General features: G+C 39.4%; 9 protein-coding genes. All 9 read right to left on the reverse strand.

From position 1 onward, the window contains the following. The 9 genes from BT_RS05135 to BT_RS05175 all read right to left on the reverse strand — a co-directional run bounded on the left by BT_RS05135 (position 1) and on the right by BT_RS05175 (position 20,518). A complete protein-coding gene (locus tag BT_RS05135) occupies positions 1-3,330 on the reverse strand; it encodes an MGH1-like glycoside hydrolase domain-containing protein (RefSeq protein WP_008765809.1) in 3,330 nt (1,109 codons plus the stop codon). A 51-nt stretch (positions 3,331-3,381) separates the two neighbouring features. Further along, positions 3,382-4,311, reverse strand: a complete 930-nt coding sequence (locus BT_RS05140) for a glycoside hydrolase family 43 protein (protein WP_055217731.1) — start codon at positions 4,309-4,311, stop codon at positions 3,382-3,384. A 243-nt stretch (positions 4,312-4,554) separates the two neighbouring features. Continuing rightward, the gene (locus BT_RS05145) at positions 4,555-5,223 is read right to left on the reverse strand and encodes a DUF3826 domain-containing protein (protein WP_008765811.1); all 669 of its coding nucleotides are present in this window, start codon (positions 5,221-5,223) and stop codon (positions 4,555-4,557) included. 73 nt (positions 5,224-5,296) lie between these two features. Next, a complete protein-coding gene (locus BT_RS05150) occupies positions 5,297-7,036 on the reverse strand; it encodes a thrombospondin type 3 repeat-containing protein (protein ID WP_008765812.1) in 1,740 nt (579 codons plus the stop codon). Between the two features lie 226 nt (positions 7,037-7,262). Continuing rightward, positions 7,263-9,530: a RagB/SusD family nutrient uptake outer membrane protein gene (locus tag BT_RS05155; protein ID WP_008765813.1), complete on the reverse strand. Its 2,268-nt coding sequence runs from the start codon at positions 9,528-9,530 to the stop codon at positions 7,263-7,265. A gap of 16 nt (positions 9,531-9,546) precedes the next feature. Next, complete coding sequence (locus BT_RS05160) at positions 9,547-12,855, reverse strand: SusC/RagA family TonB-linked outer membrane protein (protein WP_008761665.1); 3,309 nt, start codon at positions 12,853-12,855, stop codon at positions 9,547-9,549. A 32-nt stretch (positions 12,856-12,887) separates the two neighbouring features. Beyond that, on the reverse strand, positions 12,888-14,333 hold the full coding sequence (locus BT_RS05165) for a DUF4992 family lipoprotein (RefSeq protein WP_008765814.1): 1,446 nt from the start codon (positions 14,331-14,333) through the stop codon (positions 12,888-12,890). Positions 14,334-14,981: 648 nt separating this feature from the next. After that, entirely contained in the window at positions 14,982-17,195 is a 2,214-nt protein-coding gene (locus BT_RS05170) for a RagB/SusD family nutrient uptake outer membrane protein (protein ID WP_008765815.1), read from the reverse strand. A 14-nt stretch (positions 17,196-17,209) separates the two neighbouring features. Then, positions 17,210-20,518 (reverse strand): SusC/RagA family TonB-linked outer membrane protein, encoded by a 3,309-nt coding sequence (locus BT_RS05175; protein WP_011107583.1) that lies wholly within the window; start codon positions 20,516-20,518, stop codon positions 17,210-17,212. Between the last annotated feature and the right edge of the window lie 24 nt (positions 20,519-20,542).

Here is a 20,542-nt window from a genome sequence, read left to right on the forward strand (position 1 = left end):
TCACTTTAATGCATTCTCGCAAACAAGTCTTGTCAACGTATCTGCATGTCCTGCTTCTTTTCCATTCACAAAGATACGCAATCCCTTTCCACAATGATAACGATCGCCATTCTTATCCCAAAGAATCGTCAGATTATGACCATGATATAAAACATTATCCAGACAGAACCAATCCCATTTATCTGCCGGAATCAGCGGATTAATCTCTATCGTATCATCCAGACGCGGACGAAGTCCAATCAATCCGGTAATCATCAAATCATTGAAAGTAGAATGATTGTAATAGCGACTACGCTCCTGATCGCCTTTCAGCCAATATCCGGTTACTTCGTCCAGATACTCGCCAATATATGGACGTCCACGATGATACTGCGACTCTACATACAATTCCATCTGACGGAAATATACGCTGTCAGACAAAACGGTCTGAGGATAATTATTCATGAAATTAGCCATTGCAGTTAACGTCTGTGCAGAAGCAAACGGCCAGATAGCCCCGTCCCATTCACATTTACCGACTCCGCGTGTGCGGAATTCCGGATGACGGCGTTCTGCCGTAGTCAATCCATAAGGAGCAGAAAATCCTTTCTCATCCATAATTTCTTTCCAGGCAACTTCATATTTCTTTGTTGTATCCGGTAAATTGAAATACCACGGAATATATCCGATTGCCTCGCGCACATTGGCGGAAGAGTCAGTACGCATCGTTTCAAAGAACTGATGGCGTGTATTCCATAAATCGTTTTCTACGAGACTCTTTAATGTATCCGCTCTCATACCATACCTCATAGCCATTCCTTCATCACCGGAAAGGATTCCCATTATCGAAAGGGCTTTTGCATTACCATACATATAGCTGTTAATCGTCGGACGGGCATATTTCTTATTTCGGCCGCCACTGATGGATTCCTCCATGCCATCCTGTACATCACCCTGCCAATACAGTCCGTTCTTCAAACGGTTGGTACGTTCCCAACGCTGATATTCCGTTTCCAGATCCTTCGTCATATCCAGCATGAAATCTTTATCGCCATCCACCATATAGCGTGCCAGTACAGCATCTGCATTCCATGAACTGAACTTATCCATCTTCTTCATCGGTCCTCCATCATTGCCACGATACCATGTATGGATAATCTGATCCAGATATTTCGGATCACGCAGCCAACGACTTTCATAAATATGATGTCCGATAGCACAGGCAATCAGGTTATACTTATCCGAATAAGAACGCTGAACCAGAAACTCGGTCATACCATATCCGACGGGAGTCTCCTTGATATGCTTACGCAATGACCACCAACGATAATAATACATTTCTTCAAAATTACGCTGCGGGCATTCAAACAAAGGGATATTTTCTTCCATCCATTCCGAAGCCTTGGCATTGGGAATAGCCTGAACAATATTTTCATCTTCCATGCCATTGAAAGATTCTGCATAATGACTAAAGTCTGCATATTTCAAAAAAGCGGAAGAAGCGTCCTTATCGGTGGACGAAGTCTTCACATTGGCTATACGATATTCTGCCAATGGTTCCTGTCCGCCTGCATCGGGCAAATCATAGGTTTGGTCAGCAGGAGTATCCACAGTCGGGAATGTACGCATTTCTCCGGTACGGAAAACAATCCGTTCAATCGTTGCTACCGGAGCATAGAACATACGCAGCCCTACCCTCTTACCATCCACATACACTTGAATATTACGATCGGCAGTCGAAAGAACAGCTTCTACATGATAAGTCTTTCCTGCTTCATAGTTCATCATATTTGCAAAACGTGAACCACCTTTCATACGGAAAATACCGTCCGGAGTGAGTTCCAATCGTGAACAGGCAATGCTGTTCTCATCCAGGAAATCAATCTGAAGTATACCTTTATCATTCTGTCCTGCCGACAAATCAAATGAGACTTTCAATTCTTTCGAAGCCGGAATCTTACGTTCTACCTTCGCATAGTCGAAGGGATCTTTATCTTGTAGCTTCAACCATTCTCCTTCTAAAGAAACGGGTGCCCAAACCGGAGAATAAATATTCCAATTGGTCAACTCAGCTATTGATCCCGACTTTGAAAAATCATCATCCGCGTGTGCAGAAGCATTAATCTGTACCGGAACAGGAATGCGGGAAATCCACATATCTTCTTTATTCACGCTATATGAAACCCATAAATCACCATCTGCAGGCACTCCGTTTCCTTCCTGAATGCCACGGGGATATTGAGGACCATATGATTTGTAATTTCCTCCATAGCGCATCGGAGTAATTTCACCATGTACCAAGTTTAATGTAGTATACTCCAATCCGTCCTTACTCAACGAAATAGCCAACGGCCAGCGGAATTCCGACGGATTATAAACCGTAGCATAGGTTCCATCGCTCAGACGTTGTCCCCAGATTTTTGCATTACTGTTGACAAATCCTTTTGCACGAAGCACAGGTTCTGCCCAGGTATGTCCCCCATCTTCACTGATCGAAGTCAAAGCGTGTTTCCAAAGACTCGCAATGCGTCCATCGGGCAATGTATAGCAGTTGAACGCTTTATATCCTTTTTTCAGTGGAATGATCGGATCTTCACGGTCAGCTTCTTCTACCCATTGCATCATATAAAGCGGATTATCCAGTATTTCCTGGCAAGCCTTTACGAATTCCCGGTCTTTGCTCTTTTTAAAATAGGGATAATCGGTATTCTTTTCGTTAAATCCATGATTGTAATAAATGAAATAAATCGGTCCGAACGAACCGTCCTTCTTTATCTCACGTACTACCCGACCGATACCGTTTCCGTCGTTCGGATCATCTTTCTTATCCAAAGCTACTCCGTAATTTCCCATCGTAATCAATCTGCCCGACTTAGATACATAAAAGCCTACACGCTGGTGCATGATAGCAATCAAGTCTTTTGCCTGCATACCCGGACGGGATTCTTTGGTATATCCGTCCGGCACTTTGTAAGGAGGAAACACTATTTCCGGATTTGTCCATTGATAACCGTCTTTCGAGGTCATGAGGAACGTTTGGGAAGGTGGTACATGTTCATCTGACGGATCTGCCAGATACTGATAATAAAACTGACCGTTCCAGTAAGCCAGCATAGGCTGATGGTTGTAAGTCCATCCATTGCCGTTCGACGCTTCCGGATGCTCGCGGTTGGCACGCACCAGTTGAATATTATGCACTCCCACTACCGGAGACAATTGTCCGTCGTGATAGGTGGGATTCGATAATTCTTTTCCTGTGTAATGGATTCTGTCCTGCGGAGTCTGCGCCTGAATGGTAGTCGCCATCCATCCGGCAGCCAATACAAGAAGAATCTTCGTTGAGTTGTTCATGATTTATTTCAGGTTTTAGTTTATTCCGGATTCAACTTATCTAGTTTAAGTTTATTTCTTCTTGCTTTCTTCCAGCAATGTTTTAACATCTGATTCTGAAGCTCTAAAGATGGTTCCGTGTTTATGCCCGACAGGCACACTCACACTTTCTGTGATATCCGTGAAGTTCTTAAAATCACGGGTACGCATGGCACCGTATATTTTCTTTTTATAAACATCAAAATAGATCAGATAATCATCACCTAATTTCTCGACAGTCGGTCCCTCTACAAACGATTCGGTAAATGGTTGTGATGACGGCGAATAAGGTCCTGTCAGAGAGTCAGAAAAAGCAATTTTCAGATTACGTTCGGGACGTGTATTATCTTTGAGCACCATTACATAATCATTTTTTGCCCGCTTCACAATGACAGCGTCAATCGAGCTGAAACCGGGATCATATAATACTTTCGCCTTGGATACTGTCTTAAAATCCTTTGTAGTGATGTAGTATAAACGATGATTATTCTCTTCTTCTTCGATTCCCTTTTCAAAACGACCTGGTACACATGAAGCCCATACTACCATAAACTGTTCGCTCTCGTCATCATAAAAAATCTCCGGAGCCCATACATTGACAGTGGTCGGTTCGTCTGCCATTACAGGAATCATTTGTTGCTCCGACCAGTGAATCAAGTCTTTGGAATTTGCATAACCAAAGCCTAAATCCCCTTTCCAGCTGGTGGTCCATACCAAATGATAAGTACCATCCGGCGTACGCACCATGGAAGGGTCGCGCATCAGGCGATGTTGTCCCAATTCCGGCTTCAGCCAAACACCGGGAATACTGTCCCAGTGCATTCCGTCTTCACTATACAGATATCTCAAACCTTCATCAGCCGGCTCATGAAATGAAGTGAACATATAATAATCTTTATTCCCTCCACAAGAAGCTAAAAGCAGGATGCTTATTGCAGCTAATGTATTTCTTAACTTTCCCATTTCTATGATTCTTTTACACTATACTAATATCCTTTATACAGAGACGATGAAAAGCCGGATTTGTACTCAAATAGATTGGAAGATTCGTCAGAATCAAAATTTAGAGACGATAAAAAGGGCGACTCTCCGAGCCACCCTTTTCCTCCATCAAACAAACTAACCATTTAATAATGGGAAAGAATTCCACTTCTTTTTATAGTATCTCATTGGTTACCAATCCTTTTTTTACCGGATTCTATACTTTTACAGCGTTCCTCCCCGTGCTTTCACACGTTTGGCCCACTCTTCACGTTCTTTCGTCAAATTATATCCCCTCTTGGCCAGATAATTGTTGATACGTCCTTTGTACTTGCCGAAAGCCGCATGTTTCTTATTTGAATTTTCCGCATCCATGGCAAACTCACGCGCTTCCACCAACCAGGCATAGATTTGTACCTTTTCTTCTTCTTTCAAAGAAGGAATCATATCAAGCGTAGCTTCATAAGTCACTTTCACCACACCATAAGTCATTCCATCTTTCACCGCTTCTATCTGTTCTTCATTCAAGAAGAGAGACAAGCTGGCCGGAAAGGCAAAATGAGAACGGTACAAAGCCGCATCTTTTTCGTTTTCAGCAGCCTTCAATGCTTCATTTTTCGCATCACCGGTCAACCCCGATTCTTTGACTGCCTTCACCTTTGCATCCCGTATTTCATAAATATCATTCAATTCGAAATAGCGATTGGCAATCACATTACAAACATCTTCAGCCACTTTTGCATCCGTCAGTCCGAGTTTATCTACAATCTTTTGCGAACGGTTGACGATAGACTCCACATATTTCGGATCACGATTCTCTTTGTTCAAATCGACTGCTCCAGCAGATATCCAACCGCAAAGAAACAACAGAGACATTAAAACTATCTTTTTCATTTCATCTTATTTTTTATACCATATGCCAAAAGGAAACCCAGTCCCGGTATCTTATACCGATACCGGTTGCAGATTACATTAATTTTCCTTTCTCAGCCAATGTATCGTAGTTATTTTTTAAATCTCTCCAGTCTACTTTGTGTTTTGTACTGATTCCATTGATATACTTTTCAATATTCGTATATCCATCACCTGTACAATCTTTATTAGCATCACTTGGATCATTCGGATTCAATCCATTAGCAATTTCCCATTCATCCGGCATACCGTCACCATCAGTATCTACATACGGAGTCCCTTTGTATTCGGGGAAACCACCCATCTGACGAATATCAGTAATGATACCTATCTTATAAGAATCTTTGGGTAAACGACGATATTTAAACTGACCGTCCTCTCCCATTGACTTAGGAGACAGGCCTGTAAGATCACCATTAGCATCCTTCGCAAGTTTCTTATCATAATAAGGAATACCTGTTTTTACTTCTTCTATGATGCGTTCGTCCACGATATCACGGCAGGGTATATTGGCACCGACATGTTTTGTCACATAATCATAAGCATCATTAGCTGATGTAATTTTGATATAAGGCATTGCAAACGGCTCATAGCTCCGCATATTCTCAGTATATCCGGCTGTATTTGGCTGACTCTCGATTTGGATACCACCATTCCAGTTATCTTTCGTGATTTCCGGATAGCCTTCCATAACGTTACCATCAGCATACACGCGACCGTATACCTTATAATTCAGTTTACTGCGTCCGGCTTCCGGTTTCAGAATACGGCAGCCTACCGTATTATTCTTTGGAGTAGCAGGACCGGGTTTATAATAGTTATTGATCATATTGAACATGGCGGTATAATCGCCACCATCAGAAGAACGATGCACCCAATTAAATACTACATTATTAACGAAGTTGAATACTCCATTCCAGCCTACAGACGGATTGCGACCAGAGTTGCTGGCCCAAAGGTTACGCATAAATGCACAGTTCTCACCTCCCAGTGTGCTACCGAATGCATGATTATAGGTATCCAGAGCTTTTGCAGAAATTGTATTCTGAATAGTCACATTGACTGTCGGAAGTTTCAAGTCCTTGCTTTCATATTGGCCTTCACTCGGATCGTACATATGACGATAGAAAGAAATATTTTCGTCCAGTCCCCATGTACATGAACAGTGGTCTATCATGATATTACCAATCGGATTACCACCGAAAGAGTCGTCACGATGCCATACTTTTGTTTCTCCACGACGGAATCTCATATGACGTACAACTACGTCGTGTGTATCCACCCAAAATGATTCTCCGGCAATGCAGACACCATCACCCGGTGCTGTCTGTCCGGCAATAGTAACGTAAGGTGCTCGAACAATAATCGGAGATTCCAGACGAATGATACCAGCCACATTGAATACAATAATACGTGCACCACCTGTCTCACAAGCTTCGCGGAATGAACCCGGACCACGATCATTCAGATTAGTAACCGTAATTACTTTACCTCCACGACCACCAAAACTATACATTCCACCTCCTTCAGCACCCGGAAACGAGGGAATTCTAGCTTGTGGCAAATCATAGGGACGACCAGCCCATGAGATATAAGGACGTCCTTCTTTTGCTTCTTTCAGTACTATAGGTAACGCTTTCTCCCATGCTTCATCAGAACGTTTCCGTTCCTCGGTCATCATCTTTGTATAATTCGCTTTGGCTTCGTCAGTTATCTGCGGGTATTGTGCCCATACAACGGTCGGAGTCAACATTGCAGCTGCAAAAGCTACTAAAAGTACATGTTTCTTCTTCATTTTTATTAGGTTTTGTGAGATTGATCATTCTAAAATACAATAATAAGACGCAAAACAAGGAAATATGTAATCAGAAAATATAATATATTTTTCTATTCTAACTTTAAATACAAAAGGACCACTTATTCCTTAATATTCTTTTCAAAAGATCAAAGTGATAAATGGTCCTTAGGTTTATTTCAGAATGAACATTCTTCAGATCAAGTAATTATTTTGATAAACGAATTCACTCTGCCAAAGGATCAAAGGTACCATCAGCTCCACCTCTCCAATAGTCGCCCCATCCTATATTTTGTTCTAATGACACATTGTTTTGCATCGCATTCTTCTTAAAACCTAAGATATAATAATAAGGTTTAAATGTTGGAAGAATAGTTTCATCATTACCGTCAGTACTAAGATTTTTACGTTTAAAATGTTCTTGATAAAACTGAGCCAATGCCTTTACCTTTGCATCTGCATATGTTATTTCATCATCGGCTGATTCTGTACAAGTTATATCTTCAGTCAAACTTAATGCTGTCGGACGTTTATTCCATAATTCATCATAGGTTTCTTTTATTGTTTTATCTTCATTGTAGACATTATTACTTTTAGCAGCAATAAAATTTTTTGCATAAACCTCAATCCGATGTCTTCTCTGACCATTCAATGGTTCAACTCCTAAATAGTTACATGTATTGCCATTAAAACCTGTAAGTTTCCAAGTCGATTTCAGTGCTTCTTGGCCCACTCCACCATCAAATAACATCCAACGTCGCACATCGTGGAAACGTTTACCTTCATAAGCAAGTTCTATTTGACGTTCATAAAGTATAGCCTCAAATAGTTTGGCACGATCATTAAAAATAGCTGGATCTAATCCACAATTATCTGTATATCCTACACGCTTACGAATTCGTTTAAGAGCATTCACTGCCTCGTCAAAATGATTTGCCCCACAAGCAGCCTCCGCATAATTCAATAATACTTCGGCAAAACGTATTTCCATATATGGAGCAGCAGACTGTCTGAATCCATTACCTGAAGTCTTTTCAAAGATATATAAAGGATTAGAATTGAGTGCTAAATCATCTGTACGCTTACGCAAATAAATCCCCGTATTTTTGGTACCTAGACAATCAGCTGCATAGCCTGACTTAGAGTTACTATTACGATCATCTACATTATCATACCAACAATAATTCCACAACTTGTAATTATTCCCTGTAGTATACCCATTAATGCCATAAGGTAATTGACCTTTTTCACCAAAAGATTTCAAGTCATCACTATCAAACTTCCATTCTACACCAGGGAACGCAAAAGTGCGATAAAATCTTGGATCGCGGTTTAAAAAGAAAAGTTCTTGATTATAATCATAAGATCCATTCATGTCATTTGGTTTCTTCCCATCCGCCATTGGAAAAAGATCAACCATTTCTGCAGTGGGAGTCATACCACCCCCACCTCCAGCATTAGCTGGGCGAAGAGAATGTTCCCATCCATTCCATTTTTCAAGCTGTAAGTGCTCGGCTGGTGATACATTATTATATAAAGTTACTAATACTGCCTCAGAAACAGTTCCTCCACCACCTTCTGAGCCAATATAATCGGAGAATATCTTTCCCCAACCTGCTGCATTCTTTCCTGAATTGTTTTCATAAGCCAATCCAAAATTACCTTCTTCCAGTTTTTTTACAGCAGCTAAGTTTGTTTGATATGCAGTTTCCCATCGTGTAACATCATCCGCCCTATTAAAAAGCGGACTGGCATATAACAATTCCACACGACCTTTTAAAGCCAATGCTGCCCCCGATGTTATGCGTCCAAAATTCTTATTTTCTGACTCCCAACGTGCTGGCAGATAATCAGCAGCTGTTTGCAAATCTTTGCAAATAAAATCAATACATTCTTTTGTAGACGAGCGTGGAACTACCAAATGAATACCTTCACTATCTCCAATTATAGGATTTTGTACATTATCAATAATAGGTACACCACCATACATCATTACCATTAAATAATAACGCCATGCACGGAAGAAAAATGCTTGTCCCAACAATAACTGCTTTTGGCGTTCAGTTAAACTTTCACTGCCAATCACTCCTTCGATCATATCATTACACTCACGAATACGCACCCAAGGAGAATAATTGTTATCTAGATTAAAATAATCAGTAACAGTTTCATAATCTAGAGGAGAATTAGGATTCATCAAACCTGATATCCCTCCATATTCTTCTGTACATTTCGAATATTGATCACTTGTTCCTGTGCTTGGCATATCACCCATAGAACCAGTCAGATCAGATCCACCCGTCGCACTCGGCAGCATGATATAATACAAGTAAGCTATACGGTTATCAGCTGACTCATAGTTTTCATAAATAGTCGTACCGTTAAAACTTCCATATAATTTTTTGTCTTCCAAAAATTGATCACTACAACCTGTAAAGATGGCAGCTGTTATGGTCAGTAATGCAATTGAACCATACTTATTTATTTTCTTCATCATTGTATTCAAATTATTAAAATGAAACATTAACACCTAACGTGAATTTACGTAAGTTCGGATAATATCCATAGCTTCCCGCCCAAGAAGCCCATGCTCCTTCTGGATAAGGGTTTAGGAAGTTAAATACATTTTGGCAAGTAAGATTGAAACGGCAACTACTAATGCCAATTATTTTTAGCCATTCTTTAGGCAATGCATAAGCTACTGTCATATTACGAAGTTGCACTGTTGCTGCACTTACTTTCCAAAAAGTAGAGGGTGCACCATTTACGCTACTATAGCGAATATTCGGGTATTTTGCATTTCTGTTTTGTGCTACTGTAACTATATTATTAGCGTCATAAATATCCTCATATACAAACATATCTTTCCACATTGCCGACACATTACTATATTCAGAGTAACTTTCTTTACGCATAGTTGTAGGAACTAAGGAATATGCTCCCCAACTTGCACCAAACTGCGCACTAATAGAAAAATCTTTATAAGAGAAACCGAAATTTAAAGTTCCACCGTAAGGATTACTAGCACGGTGAGAAATTTTTATATAATCTTGTTCATCAACAATACCATCTGCCGGACCAAAAGTTCCAGTTGATTCATCATATTGTCCACGTACATCCTTATAAATCAGCATACCAGGATGTACATTTTCTTTTGTATTTCCTAAATATTTAGTAATACTATATTTATCAAAGTACTCATTAATTTCCTGATAACTACGGAACATACCTATACATTCATAACCCCATAGTCCTCTATCAGAACGTTCATTTCTCACTAATTTATCAAAATCATATGCAGCCTTCCAACCTGTCTCTCTGATTTTATTATCATTGTATCCTGTTGTAAGTTTTACCCAATATGACATGTCTTTTCCAATTTTATCCTTCCATCCTAATGACAATTCAACACCATATGTATCTACCTCACCAAAGTTTTCTGGAGCAGGTTGTATTCCTACCGTATTCGGATAATAAGAAGTTCCTTGATGTGAAGCAAACATTTCACGGCCCATATCATAATAGAAGTCCAAATTAGCGCTCATTCGATTCTTCAAAAAGGCCATATCAATACCAAAATTAGTTTTATAAGTCTTATCCCAATGTACATCAGGATTTACTCCTTGTTTCGGCATACGAATCGTAGCACTTGTATTTGTACTAGAATTAGTTCCAAAGATCGGTCCTTTGTCTGGATTACGGGTGTAAAGCTGAGTCCAAAGCCAAGCATTCACATTATCTTTACCAAGAATACCAAACGAACCACGTATCTTCAAAAAGTCGATTTTTGTCTTGTCTTTATCAAACCATTTTTCATCTGAAATAACCCAGCCGGCAGACCATGAAGGGAACATTCCCCAATAATTCTGAGGAGCAAATTTGGCAGAGGCATCAGAACGGAGCATAAACTCAAACAAATATTTATCATCATATGAATAATTCACACGACCAACATAAGAAAGCATACCAGACTCACTGCGGTTAAACGTCACAGTTTGAGCAAAACCTTCTGCATTGGAATCCACAGAACTAGATTGGCCATCTGTAAAAGGTAATGGGTCTGTAAGACTACCATTCAAATCTTCCCATTCTGATTCTGCTTTTTCAATAGAGAACAAACCACTGACATAATGCTTACCAAACTGACGTGCATAGCTTACTGTTAAGTTCATTTGATAACTATCTGAGCGATTCATACTACGCCCCAAAGAGTTGCCATTATTCAACTCATACAATCCCAATGTATTAGCATTGTATTCAATCTCGTCACCAACATAAAGGTGACCACCACTGCCACCACGGGATATAAGGCGATATACATCGATTTTTGTACCGATAGTATTTGTTTTCCCTGTACTTATATTTTTTGAATAAGAAGCTTTTACCTTCAAACCACGTAAGTATTTACTCCAACCAAAATCATACTCTAATGAACCGTTAAGAGAAAAATTCTGATTCTGATTCTCAACATTATCTGACGCATTCTGTACTGCTGCAAAATTATACTTCTGCTGATCACTTGGATTAGTTATATTTTCCATACCTGAATGAAAAATATAATATCCATTTACTTGATCAGGCACATAAGGTACATGTAACATTAAAGATTCAAAATCACCATCAGAGCCACCACCTTTTACATTTTTAGGTTTATTTGTCTCTCCATAATTACCAGATACCTGCAAAGAAGCTTTCATCCATTTTGAAATATTAGCATTTACACCAGCACGATAGTTCCAACGATTATAGTCCAAGCGCCCTATATTACCTTCTTGCTGATAATACGAAACACCACCGAAATAAGTTGCTTTTTCTGTTCCCCCGCTAATGTTGACACTATGACGCTGCGTCAAAGCCGCACTCCATTCTTTATCTAATAAATTATAATTCATACCCTTCATTGCCTCCAATTCATCAGATTGAAAAAGTTGTACCCTCAAGTCATCGGATTCTTGATCCTTAGTAGCAGTATTAGCAGCACGAGCAGCATTGTATATACGACCGTAATCATAGGCATTTAGCATCTTAGGTAACATCAATGCATCTGTATAACCAAACTGTCCTGAATAAGAAATTTTGGGAGCACCGACTTTTCCTTGTTTAGTCTTAACCAGCACAACACCATACGCAGCACGTGCTCCATATACAGCCGCTGCAGCATCCTTTAAAACAGTCACATTTTCTACTTCATTTATATCTAAATTATTGAAAGCACCTTCATCTGCAATAAAGCCATCAATAACATATAGTGGAGTAGGGCTTGCATTACCTCCTAAATCAGAACTTGGAGTAATGGTAGTATTCACTGAACTTTGACGAATCTGTAAGCTTGGTGTACTACCTGGGCGCCCACCACTAAGTGATACATGTAAACCATTTATTTTACCAGCTAACGCGTCACCCAAACTACCCACTGACAAATCTTTCAATTCTTCGGTGGAAATCGTTTCAATGGCACCTGTTGCATTACGTAATTTCTGAGAACCATAATCACCAAGTACTACAACTTCATCTAATTTCAGTTGATCTTCTAAAAGTACAATCCTAGGATTTTTTAAATCAGATATAATTTGTGAAGTATATCCAACAAAGGAAACTTTCAATTTGCTTTTTGGAGCAACCTTAATATTAAATTTCCCATCAATATCTGTCACTGTACCTACTGTCCCATTTACCACCATGACAGTAGCACCTATTATCGGTTCACCACTTACATCTACAACAAGTCCAGTTACTGTCTGATTCTGGGCACACAATGGCATAACAAAAGTCAACAGTGTACCGATGAATAAACTGAGAATAATATTTTTCTTATTCATTGCATTTAATTTTTATTATCATACTACTTTACTTACTCTTCAACAAGTGGAAGCCACCGTGGATCACCAGTTCTCTTTTCAAGCTGGCTTGCTCCAGTTACAGTAAAATCACCATTCGCAGCATTAATGAAGCCAGGATCTGTATCAAGAGTATTTGTATCATATTTATCATTACTTTGACTACCATTATACCAATAAGTATTATATTCAAAATTTCTAGACATATTTGCATTACCCATTATTTTATTCGTCATATCTCCTTTACCACAATCTACAAAAATAGTTCTGGAGAAATTTAGTGTTAAGCATGCTTGTCCTCTATAGCTATTCCAATTAGTAAAGTCTTTGCTATAAGCAAGATTGTATACTGTACAATTATAAAAATTAAAAGTTCCATTTGAATATCCAGTAATCTTGTTAGGTCTGTTACCATTTACCTGTGCAAAATAACTTCCATTCTGTACAGTACTGCAAAGAGTACTCTCTTTAAATGTTATATTAATAAAACTACCTTTATTAAAATACACAATCGTATTAGACTGATTACATCTAATAAAAGAAGCTTTTACTGTAAAGTTTTCCACACAATATTTTTTCCCTGAATCATATAATAAATGCCTATTAAGGTCATATACATTACAAAACTGAATAACGATGGGATCTTTAATAACGTATTCTCCAGAAGATACTTTTAATTGTTCATTTGGAGTCTTACTTAATCCAATTAATGAAGCATCAGAAGAACCTTTCTCCATTGCATTACAATAGAAATCCATAAACTTTATCTTCAAACCATTCTGTGTTAATATTCTACCACTTTGACCAAATGTAATTTTCGAATGATTAATTTTATTTCCACGAATTGTAACTTTACGTGCTCCAAAATCTATTGGACCTGATATAGTATATTCACCGTTAGCCTCTAATTCATATGCCAACTCTTTTAAAGTGCCATCTTCATTAGGTTCCATATCAGTCTCTGGAAGCGGATTATCAATAAACCATTGAGTCAAATCTACTCCACTAGGAATGGATGCATATGTTTCAAGTAAAGTTGAAAAACTTATTTCACAGGCTTTTTCTGCATCTTTGTTATTAAACTGTTTATTTCCAATGGTTTTAATTAAGAATTTATATTTTGTATCTTCTTCTACTTCCAATTCAACGCTACAACCATCGATAAACTCTCCTTCAACTACAGCTATCGGATTTTCAGGATCATCAACTACATACCAAGAAAACTCATAACCTTCTGCTCCATGCACTACAGGCCATTCAATAGTTGCATTTTCTCCTGTGGCATCAAGTTCCACTTTTACATTCTCCAATTGGGGAGATTCCAGTGTAGCATTTTTCACATCCGACTCAAAAGATTCGTCTTCGTGATACCCTATGGTACAGCTACTTAAAAGAAATAATAACGTAGCGAATAACAGTCCACGTGTTCTTCTTCGTAAAAATAAACGATTACTTTTCATACATTAAATTTAAATTAAACAATACGTTCTTATGTTATCAATATTTAAGTTGAATATTATATACAATAGTCCGTTAAACATTTCATTCACATTTATGCAGTAATGGCTGCAAAACTAATGGCTTCTTTCCACAGTTTTCGATTTATTTCTTTGTTCGGTTTGATTCCTAACACTAAAATAAATCGTTTAATGAGAAATATATTATGGCACAGCACTTTAACTGATACCATTAATGATGCCTTTCCTTTTTCTAATACTTTCACTTTAGCTATATTCACACTCTGATGAGTGAGGCATTAAAGTGAAAATGCAATTTATTCAGCTCCCTACTTTGACAGTCAGTTAATCTTGTGAATTGCTTTCCATCTTGATAACAATTATAAGAAGCTTCCCATAAGCTCTTGAATGAAGACATGTTAGTAAACTACTTAAATAATCATAAAATACATATACCACTCTTCTTTTTCTTCATACATAAAAAGGACGTATGATTTAAAGATATGTAATCACATAAAAAGAACAAAAATGAAGTTAATTGGGAATTATATGCAAAAAAAGGCCTCAAGACACTTTTCCTATTAAAAGGAAAGTGCCTTGAGGCCACCTTTTTATATTAAATTACTTTTTTCCGGGAATCAGAAAAATCTTTTATTCTGCCAATGGGTCGAAAGTACCCATACCACCGTGAGCATAATCTTCCCAACCAATGGTCTGATACAATGTCGCATTAGTTTGCTGTGCACTTTGACGCAATCCAAAGAAATAATATCTGGGTTGGAAATAAGGATTAATGTCCAGCACATTACCATCAAGACTGATATCTTTACGTGAGAAATAGGTATCATAGAATGTACATATACTTGACACAGCCGGATCAAGAATCGTTTCTCCGTCTGCTTCCGTAGCAATCTTCTCATTCAATGTCAGTGCTGCTGGTCGCTCTACGTTTTTAATCGGATCACTGTCATTATTTGCAGACCCGGTACCTTCAACATTGATTTCTATGCGATATCTCTTACCACGTTCATTCATCGGAGTCACACCCAAATAAGTACAAGTATTACCTCCAAAGCCACTCAATGCCCAACTTGCATTCAAAGCACCTTGTCCTACACCTCCGTCAAATAGCATCCAACGACGCATATCATACGCACGTTTACCTTCAAAAGCCAACTCTACCTGACGTTCATACAATATAGCTTCAAACAATTTAGCACGGTCAGTTTCAATCGCCGCATCCAGGCCATAATTATTTGCACTCGTATAGCCTACTCTGCCACGTACGGCTTTCAGCGCCTTGACCCCTTCCGCATGATAAGTGCCGCCCGCACCACAAGCTGATTCTGCCAGATTCAGCAATACTTCCGCATACCGTATCTCCATGTAAGGAGCTGCCGATCGTCTGAATCCCTGCTGATCACCACTGCTGTTATCAGTAAACACATAAAGACTAGTGCCCAAATCAAAATCATCCGAACGTTTACGAACATAGACTCCTCTATTCTTAGTGCCCAGCATATCGGCTGCAAAACCGCTTCTACTCGGATTATTACGCTCATCAGCCGTAGTATACCAACAATAATTCCAAAGTTCATAGTTCGCACCACTGGTATAACGGGTTGGGCATAAACCAGACATCGTTGCTCCTGAAAAATCGACATTGCCACTGTTGAATTTCCACTCTACCCCCGGAAATGCAAATGTACGGTAGAAACGCGGGTCACGATTTAGAAAGAACTTTTTAGGGTCATAATGAACTCCTGATTCCATCGGTTTCTTACCGTCAATCATCGGGAAGATGTCTATTATTTCCGCTGTAGGAGTCTTTCCTCCGCCTCCGTTTATATTTCCTGGTCGGATTCCCTGCTCCCACAAGTTGTATCGGTTGATGTTTTGTGAAGCAATAGGAGACACATTATTATATAAAGTAACAAATACGGCTTCGCTTCCACCTGTATAAGTGGCGAACATTCTGGCCCAATTCTTGGCATTGTCTTCTCCGCCATTGCCTTCATAAGCAAGTCCGAAGTTACCTTCATTCAGTTTAGTGATGGCAGCAAAATTGGCGTCGTAAGCATCTTTCCAACGAGATGCGTCATCGGCACGGTTAAAAAGTGGACTAGCATAAAGCAACAATGTACGACCTTTTAGAGCAAGTGCTGCACCGGCGGTTATGCGTCCGTAATCCTGCCCTTCATTCTGCCAACGTGCAGGAAGATAGCTGGCTGCCAGTTCCAAGTCATCGCATATAAAGTCTATACAAGCCTTAGTCGAGGAACGAGGAATGACCAGATTCTCACCATTACCATCACCTATCACCGGATTCTGGACGTGGTCTACAATGGGAACACCACCATACATTTTCACCAACAGATAATAACGCCATGCACGAAAAAAGTAAGCTTGTCCGAGTAATTGTTCTTTCTCTGTCTGCGAAAGAGTCGCACTTCCCGTCACACCTTCAATCACATTATTACATTCGCGGATACGTCCCCAAGGACTTCTTTCACTGTTGATTACATAAAAATAATCGGGAACAGTCTGAATAGTAAGAGATGCCGTAGGATCATTGAAAATAGAGTAGTCTCCATATTCCTCCGTACATTTGGAAAAATCGTCATCAATACCCGCACTGGTTATATCGGTCAAAGCATTGGAACCTCCGGTAGAACTAGGCAATAAAGACTGATATAAAAAGTCCACACGACTTTTGGCTGTTTCATAATTTTCGTACACAACCGAAGCGTCATAGCTTCCATATACTTTCTTGTCTTTCAGAAAATCATCGCTGCATCCAGTAAAACAGATTAGTCCTGTCACCATCGATGCTGTCAAACATATTTTATTTATCTTTTCTTTCATAATCTTCTTTGATATTAGAATGAGACATTAACACCTAAAGTTACTTTACGCAAATTAGGATATCTTCCATAAGTGCCTCCCCATGTACTCCAAACACCATCAGGATAAGGATTGTAAAAGTTTAAAAGGTTCTGAGCAGTCAAATTCAGACGGCAACTGCTGATGCCGATCCGATTTGTCCATTCCTTCGGAAGGCTATAAGCAACTGTCAAATTACGTAATCGAACGCTGGCTGCGCTAACTTTCCAAAATGTAGAAGCCTGACCGTTTATGGCACTATATCTTAAGTTTGGATATTTAGCACTCCGGTTCATTGGCGCCACTACATTACCACCGGCATCCAATACATCTTCATACACATACATATCTTTCCACATGGCAGATACATTTTTATATTCCAGATCATCGTATTTTTCCTGACGTAAGTCTGTCTGTACAAGAGCATAAGTACCCCAGCTTGCACCAAATTGAGCACTGAATGAGAAGTTCTTATACGAAGCACCAAAATTAAAAGTCAATCCATAAGGATTATTGGCACGATTGGAAATCTTCACATAGTCATTCTGATCAATCACGCCATCTGCTTCACCATAAGTACCATCGGCATTACGCTGACCACGTACATCACGATAGATCAACATACCCGGATGAATGTTATCTTTCGTATTCCCAAGATAAGAAGTGATCTTATTCACTGCGAAATACTCTTCGATATCCTGATAGGTGCGGAACATGCCAATACATTCGTATCCCCACACACCACGGTCGGAACGTTCACCCCGAACAATGTCATCAAAACCGGGAGTAGCCTGGAATCCGGCTTCTTTAATCTTGTTATCACTGTAACCGGTAGTCATTTTTACCCAATAAGAAAAATCTTTACCGATTTTATCTTTCCAATTCAAAGTAAGTTCTAAACCATACGTATCAACTTCTCCAAAGTTCTCAGGAGTAGCCTGCGTACCTACAGTAGTCGGATAGAAAGAAGTACCCGTGAAAGTTGTGAACAACTCACGTCCCATATCATAGTAAGCATCTAATGTAATACCCAGTCTACTATCCAGCATCCTGACATCGATACCTAAATTGGTCTTGTAGGTTTTATCCCAATGTACATCTGCGTTGACCCCTCTTTGCGGCATTTGGAATGTTGCACCACTATAGGTATTGGTGGCTGTACCAAATATAGGACCTCCATCTGCATTTCGGCTATAAAGTTGTGTCCACAACCAAGGTTGTATATTATCTCTTCCCAAAATACCGAATGAACCACGAATTTTCAAGAAATCAATACCTAGTTTTTCTTTATTAAACCAGCTTTCTTCCGAGATAACCCAACCTGCTGACCATGAAGGGAACATTCCCCAGTAGTTACTAGGAGCAAATTTGGTAGATGCATCCGAACGAAGCAGGAACTCAAACAAATACTTGTCTGCATACGAGTAGTTCAGACGACCGATATAAGAGAGCATACCCGATTCCGTACGACCGAACGTAGTCGTTTGATCCGCACCGGTAGCTGTCGAATTAGATTGTCCATCGGTAAAGCTGAAAGGATCAGTTACAGTACCGGTCAGATATTCATATTCCGATTCTGCCTTTTCAATAGAAAACAATCCATTCACATTATGCAAACCAAACTGACGTGCGTAGCTGACTGTCAAGTTCATCTGGTAGTTATCCGTTTTATTCATCGCACGGCTCAATAAATTACCATTATCCAAAGTAAAAGTACCAAAATTGCTATCATCTATATTTATATCATCGCCAGTATAAAGGTGATTTCCACTGCCACCACGTTCCAGCAGCCTGTAGACATTCATTTTAGTACCGATATTATTACTCTTATTATTGATAATGCTCCTCGAATAAGAACCTTTCACTTTTAGCCCCTTCAACCATTTGCTCCAACCAAAATCATATTCCAATGAACCGTTTATGGACATATTATTTGTCTGATTTTGAGTATTGTCAGGAGAATCCTGAACTGCTCCAAAATGGAATAGTCGTACAGCACTTAAGCCCGAAGACACATTTTCCATACCTGTATATATAACAGGACGTCCACCTACATATCCGGGCACAAAAGGCAAATGTGTCATTAGAGAATTAAAATCAGCATCTGTCCCACCACTGGTTATACCATTACGTGAGTTATTCTGTTCACCCATGTCACCTGAGAACTGTAAGGAGGCTTTAATCCACTTACCGATATTAGCATTAACACCCGCACGGAAGTTCCAACGATCATAATCTAAACGTCCCATATTACCTTCTTGATTATAGTAAGATGCACCCGCAAAATAAGTAGCCTTCTCTGTACCGCCATTAATACTGAAACTGTGGCGTTGCGTCCAAGCCGCACTCCACTCATCATCCAGCAAATCGTAGTTCAGTCCTCTCATTGCTTCCAATTCGTCAGCCTGGAAATATTGCGTTCTTCTATTATCCGATTCCGATTCACCGGTAGAAGTTCCAGCTACACGTGCGGCATTATAAATACGTCCATAATCATAAGCACTTAGCATCTTAGGTTTTTTCAAAGCATCAGTAAAACCGAATTGCCCTGTATAAGATATGGAAGGTGTACCTACCTTACCGCGCTTGGTTTTCACCAATATGACACCGTAAGCCGCACGTGCCCCATATACAGCTGCCGAAGCATCTTTCAAAACCGTAATACTTTCTACTTCACTCACATCCAAATTATTAAATGCATCCTCTGTAGAAATAAAATCGTCAATTACATATAATGGGCTAGGATCTGCATCACCTCCACGCGTTGAATTGGGAGTAATGCTGGTATTGATATTACTTTGGCGTATTTGTAGACTTGGGGTACTACCCGGACGACCACCACCCGAATTTACATGCAAACCACTCATCATTCCGCTCAATGCATCACCTAAGTTACCCACCGAAAGATCTTTAATCTCATCCGGAGTAATGGTTTCAATCGCCCCCGTTATGTTTTTCATTTTTTGTGTACCATAACCTACAATAACCACCTCATCCAGATTAGCTACATCTTCTTTCAATACAATCTTTGGATTATTCAAATTCGTTATTGTTTGAGAAACGTATCCTACAAATGAAACAGCCAATCTTCCCCCTTCCGGGACGGGAAGGCTAAATTTACCATCAATATCACTTATCGTGCCTACCGTAGAATCTACAATCTTAATTGCAGCCCCAATAATTGGGTCACCAAATTCGTCCACAACAACCCCGGTCACCGTACGTGCATTTTGGGCATAGACGATTTGCGCAAAGGCTTGTATAAAAAGCATACATAAGCCTAAAATGAAATATCTTTTACTCATAGTATTCTGTTATTGTTTATACAT

This window comes from Bacteroides thetaiotaomicron VPI-5482 (assembly GCF_000011065.1).
Lineage (GTDB): Bacteria > Bacteroidota > Bacteroidia > Bacteroidales > Bacteroidaceae > Bacteroides > Bacteroides thetaiotaomicron.